Genomic DNA, 5,871 nt, shown 5'->3' on the forward strand with positions numbered 1-5,871 from the left:
CTACAGAATACGTCTGTTTCGTCTTCAACCTGCACCTCTGAGTTCTTCAAATAACAAAAATTCAGAGGCGACATCTACTGTGACGCCGGGGGGACCACAGCCGGAGCGAGCGCCATCGCACCCAACATATAGGCTGGCCGCGTGCGACCGTTCTGGGTGCCAACGATGGGATTGTCTCCACCGCCAGCCTTATTGTCGGCGTAGCTACCTCCAGTGCGACGCATAGCGCAGTTATCGTGGCGGGCGTTGCCGGCCTCGCGGCGGGCGCAATGGCGATGGCTGCCGGCAAATACGTCTCCGTCAGTTCCCAAGCCGATACCGAGCAGGCGGATCTTGCACGGGAGCACGTCGAGCTTTCGACCGGTCACGCGCGCGAGCATGCTGAGCGCGCAGCAATTTATGTTCAACGCGGTGTCGAGGAGGCGCTCGCGGACCAGGTCGCCACGCAACTCATGGCCAAAGACGCGCTCGCTGCCCACGCCCGCGACGAGTTAGGCATCTCGGAGGCTGTCAGCGCCAGACCGCTCCAGGCTGCACTCGCATCAGCGCTGGCCTTCACAATCGGGGCCGCGTTGCCATTACTGGTCGCGCTTCTGTCAGTTTCTGGCTGGTTGATCGGGGCCGTCAGCATCGCATCGCTGGCGTTCCTGGCCGTTCTCGGCGCACTCGCAGCTTACACCGGTGGCGCAAGCACTATCAAAGGCATGTGGCGCGTGAGTTTCTGGGGTCTGCTGGCGATGGCAATAACGGCTGCCGTGGGTTTGCTATTCGGGGCTGTGGCAGAAGCCCGAAGCGGGTCAACAACAACAGTGCCTGAGTACCGAGAAGCACATATTCGAAGTCTACCGCTGCAGAGGCGCTCTGTTCCGCAGTTTCTTGACGATTATCAACAGGCACCTGCCGTCATGGCGCAATGCTGGATCAGGTTCGATCGACATCGATACCGTAATCATGCAGACCTTCCAGATCGGACGCCCCGCAGATGCCTCATTCATTAAACACCCAGTCGCACCCTGCCACTCTCGAAATGCCTGTGCAACGGACAGGTGGTGAGAGCGTTGACGTCCCCGCTCGGCAGGGCCTCACGAGCGAGAGCGCCGAACTCCTACGCGGCAGATTCGGCAAGAACATCGTCGAGTCACAGCAAGGCCGCAGTTGGTGGAAAACCGCTCGCGACGTGCTGAGCGAGCCGATGTTCATTCTGCTACTCGCCGCGAGTCTGATCTATTTCGTGATCGGCGACGCGTCTGAGGCTTTCCTGTTGCTCGGGTTCGTTCTCGCCATAGTCGCCCTGACGGCAGTGCAAAGTCATCGGACGGCACGCGTTCTCGCGTCACTTCGCGAAATGTCCGCACCACGAGCACAGGTGCTGCGCGATGGTGAGCGGCGACTGATATCCGCCGCCGATCTGGTACCCGGCGATCTGGTTTTCGTCGACGAGGGGGCACGGGTTCCCGCTGACGGAGTAGCCGTCGAAGTCCACGGCCTGAGTGTTGACGAGTCGCTGCTGACGGGGGAATCGGAGGCGGTCGCAAAGAGCGCGATCGACAGTGAAGATAATCGACTCTATTTTGGTTCGATGGTGGTCCAGGGTCAGGCGTGGATGACGGTGAGCACGACAGGCGCGCAGACAGAGCTTGGGCGGATCGGCAAGTCGTTGTCGAACATCGCGGAAGGCCGCTCACCGCTACAAATCCAGATGGGACTTTTCGTCAAGCGTTTCGCCATGCTGGCGATACTGCTGTGCGCAGCATTGGTTGTGCTTTATCGATGGCGCTACGGTAGCTGGCTGCCGGGCGTTCTGGCTGGCATCTCCCTGGCGATGGGAATCTTGCCGGAAGAAATCCCGGTGATTCTGACCGTATTCATGGCGTTGGGCGCACGCCGTATTGCCAAAGCCGGCGTTCTGACGCGTCGCATGAATGCGATCGAAACACTCGGCCAAACTACGGTGCTGTGCGTGGACAAGACCGGCACGCTCACTCAGAACCTGATGTCCGTTCGCGTCCTGTCCGCAGGAGGGCGGGACCAGATCATCGATACGAAAACCCAGCAAATCGACGAACACCTCAAAGAACTCCTTGAATATCTCGTTCTGGCGAGTGAGATCGAGCCCGTCGATCCGATGGAACGCGCTTTTCACCAGACGGGCCGTCAATTTCTCCAGAAAGCGGAACGCCTGCATACTGATTGGACGCTCGTCCACGAATACGAACTTTCACCGGCATTGCCGACGATGGCGCATGCATGGCGCGCACCTGAACGTCAGCATCACGCCGTAGCGTGCAAGGGCGCACCTGAAGCGGTTTGCATGCTTTGCCATCTCGACGGATTCGAGAGCGATGCCATCCTTGCCGAAGCCGCGCGGATGGCGTCGCGCGGACTCCGCGTACTCGGCGTGGCCAAGGCGAATCATCCTGGGTCGCCATGGCCCGCGGACCAGCATGAGTTCGATTTCAGCTTCGTCGGACTGGTCGGCCTGATGGACCCGGTGCGCCCTGACGCAGCCGCGGCGATCGCCGAATGCCGCACAGCCGGCATTCGGGTGGTGATGATCACCGGCGATTACCCGTCCACGGCGCAAGCGATCGCGTCCGAGGTCGGCATAGATGCCACGCATCTGCTGACCGGTCAGGCGCTAATCGCAATGGACGACGCGTCCCTTCAACGTGCGCTTCGATCGACCAGTGTATTTGCGCGCATCCGGCCGGAACAGAAGCTACGGCTTGTGGAAGCGTTCAAGGCACGCGGTGATGTTGTCGCCATGACAGGAGACGGCGTCAATGATGCACCGGCGCTCAAGTCAGCTCATATAGGCATCGCAATGGGCAATCGCGGCGCCGAGGTCGCACGCGAGGTCGCATCACTGGTTCTGCTACGCGACGACTTCGCTCCGATCGTCACCGCGATTCGACTGGGTCGCCGCATTTACGACAACCTCGTTCAGGCGATCAGCTACACGGTCGCGGTTCACCTTCCGATGGTCAGTGCCGTGATGATCCCGATCATATTTGGTTGGAGACCGATGCTCGCGCCCGTACACATTGTCTTTCTGGAGTTGATCATCAATCCGGTGTGCTCACTCGTATTTGAAAATGAACCTGAACGCGGCGGATTGATGCGCCGGCCGCCGCGGGCCGCCGGCATTGCGTTGTTGTCGAGCAAGGCGATGATTCAATGCTTTGCGATCGGCGCCGTCGTTGCCTTTGCCGTACTGGGTGTCTATGCCCTGTTGGTCCAGCGTGGCCTCGATCCAACCATCGCCCGTACCTACGGCTTTCTATCGCTTGTCTTTGGCAACGTCGCGTTGATCTTTGTCGTTCGCGTGATGAGCCGCCGACACGTCGGAGCCGGCACGGGTCAGACGAATCCCTATCTCTGGGTGGTGCTTCTGGCGACAGGCGCTGCGCTGACATTATTGATGACTGTGCCCATGTTCGCCCGGCTCTTCTCCATGGCCGCGCTGCTTGCCGGGTGAAGTATGAGTACATACGCTCAGGTCGTCGTGACATTGACCGTCCTTTTCGGCGCGGTCTTTGCGCTCAACCTGCTTCCCGCATTCGCTCCACCGACGTGGATGGTCCTGTCGTGGATCGGCTTCCGGCAGCCTGACCTCAATCCTGTGCTCATGGCTCTCGTCGCCGCGCTGGCCGCGACGGGCGGGCGGGTTGCGCTGGCGGTGCTCCCACTGGCTGATCCATGGGCGACTCATGCGCGACATGGACCGGCAGAATATCGCCGTGGCAACGTCATGGCTGGAGCGGAAGAAGGCCATGACCGCAACGGTCTTCCTCCTCTATGCATTCAGTCCGCTCCCGTCAAACTATCTTTTCATCGCGTATGGGTTGACGGGGCTTGGCCTCAGAACAATCGCACTCGCATTCTTTTTAGGCCGTACGACGAGCTACCTCGCATGGACAAGCCTGGCGCAGTTCGCGTCAGCCAGACTGGAAGGGGAAGGCGACTTACTGGGTGCCTATCCGGGCGTTTACTTTGTCGGGTCGCAACTCGTTCTGCTCGGCCTGGTCTATGGTCTGTCGCAATTGGACTGGCGGGCGTTACTGGAAGACCACAAAATCAGACGGCTCAAGCGGGCGCTGCCATCTAGGACTGGCTCCACAAAGATCTGATTTCTACGGTCGGGGTATCTGTCTCTCCATGGCTCTCTGCGTGATCGGCTGCTGCGCGAACCAGCAGCAGCGGGGTTGCAGTAATACGCGCGACGCGATTGGACACGCTACCGAGGACCCAGCCTGCAACGCCACGCCGCCCATGCGTGCCCATGACGAGCAGGTCTGCGGGCCAGCGAACAGCCTCGCGAACCAGGGTGTGTGCGATATCGTCGCCGCTCCGCTTTGTATGCAGGAAGCCGTAGTCAGCGGGAAAACTCGGGGCAAGGCAGGTGAATACTTCAGCTGCCGCGGCGAGCGCCCGTTTTCCCTCTTCCCGCTGGTCGACAAGCGCTTCCTCCCGCACGTCCACGGGAACCACGTCGGTGAATCGAATCGTCCGATCCAGGACAAACAGCGCTCTTAAATGCGCCCCTCTCGCGGCGAGCGTCATGCCTGTCAGCAAAGCCTGATGAGACGCCGGGCTTCCGTCGACAGCGAAGAGAATCTTCGTCGGTCCATGCTGAAGCTGCGGCTCGTAGCTCTCCGGGACGACTATCACCGGGCATTTCACAAGCTTGGTCACGGGTCCTGAGACGGCGCCCTCTACCCATCGCAACAAGCCATGATGTTGTCTCGCCCCAAGAACAAGCAGATCCGCGTTCCACCTCTGCGCTTCCGACGCGAGGGCATGGGACACGTCGCCCCCGTACCTGGCGAGGTCTATCAGTTCGGCCTCTACCGTTAAGCCATGGTCTTCAAAAATGCGCCGAACCTTCGATAGCGCGACGTTCGCGGATTCCCTCAACTCGTTTGAAAAAGCCGCGATATTCAGCCCGGTCGGCCAGCCGATCGGTAGCAGTGCACGGGGGATTTCGAGCACGCTCACTACCCTGATTTGAACGCCGCCTACGCCGAGTTGACAGGCATAGGTAGCAGCATGGATGGACGCGATACTCGAGTCCACGCAGAGCAAAAGCCGACTGAAGCGCGCTGAAGGCGAGTGGGGGCTGGCTGGCTGATTCATGGTGAGACTCCGTGTTGATCGCGGAACACGCGTGGCTGAAGCGTAGAGTAGAGATAGCCTTCAAAGGTAATCCATGCCCAGGTATAAGACGTCCCTCCTTGCTTTCATTTGATTTACGTCAACTCCCGGCGTGTCTGCCGACTAGACTGGCGGTTCGATAGCGGTCGACGCGTCGAGGCTCAGACAGGATCAGCGAAATGGAAGCCAATCATCAAAACAATCGTCGTGGCCCGGCGTAAGCCGGGCAATTTTTTTTAAGGAAAGGCCCCTCTGGTTTGCGTCGCACCAAGTTTCATCTCGGCATGCCTTCCCCCATGAAGCTCTCTTGCGCAGAGCTTCGCGTCGGTAGTGTCGAGAGCTGACGAGCAGCTACCGCGGAGACCCCACAACGCGCCGATTGACGCGTACGCCAGCGCAATCTGGTCGCATGTTTAAGGTTTGCTTCAGGTTCGATTCTCTAGCATTCATCCGGCGAAAGTCCTGTCGCGACATGAGTTGGCGAAAGGAGCCAGATGAGGATGAGTCGCACTACTGCTGAAATGCTGCGCGCCTATCTCGTGACCGCTTCGTTGTTGGCCATGTGTATGGACGGCGCAATCGTCATTGCTGCTTTAGAGACGGTTTCAAAAAGACATGAAGGGGGCTGTTAACTTCATGGACATGCTGTAATGGGATGGTCACCCCCGCCTCTCAGCGGGTAGGCTGGAGTTAATTTCCACCGGAGGCCATTTCCAT

At 59.6% G+C, this 5,871-nt stretch carries 2 protein-coding genes and 2 pseudogenes; 3 read left to right on the forward strand and 1 reads right to left on the reverse strand.

The window, feature by feature from the left end:
• Positions 1–128: 128 nt before the first annotated feature.
• The 3 genes and pseudogenes from AWB65_RS34005 to AWB65_RS34015 all read left to right on the forward strand — a co-directional run.
• Positions 129–776, forward strand: a pseudogene (locus AWB65_RS34005) (VIT1/CCC1 transporter family protein); the annotation flags it as partial.
• Positions 777–1,027: 251 nt separating this feature from the next.
• A complete protein-coding gene (locus AWB65_RS34010) occupies positions 1,028–3,478 on the forward strand; it encodes a cation-translocating P-type ATPase (RefSeq protein ID WP_087660222.1) in 2,451 nt (816 codons plus the stop codon).
• Positions 3,479–3,481: 3 nt separating this feature from the next.
• A pseudogene (locus tag AWB65_RS34015) lies at positions 3,482–4,130 on the forward strand (hypothetical protein).
• Here AWB65_RS34015 and AWB65_RS34020 read toward each other — a convergent pair.
• Positions 4,105–5,136, reverse strand: a complete 1,032-nt coding sequence (locus tag AWB65_RS34020; RefSeq protein ID WP_087660223.1) for a universal stress protein — start codon at positions 5,134–5,136, stop codon at positions 4,105–4,107. The pseudogene AWB65_RS34015 and the gene AWB65_RS34020 sit on opposite strands and share 26 nt — an antisense overlap.
• Positions 5,137–5,871: the final 735 nt, after the last annotated feature.

The sequence above is a fragment of the Caballeronia humi genome (assembly GCF_001544475.1).
Taxonomy (GTDB): domain Bacteria; phylum Pseudomonadota; class Gammaproteobacteria; order Burkholderiales; family Burkholderiaceae; genus Caballeronia; species Caballeronia humi.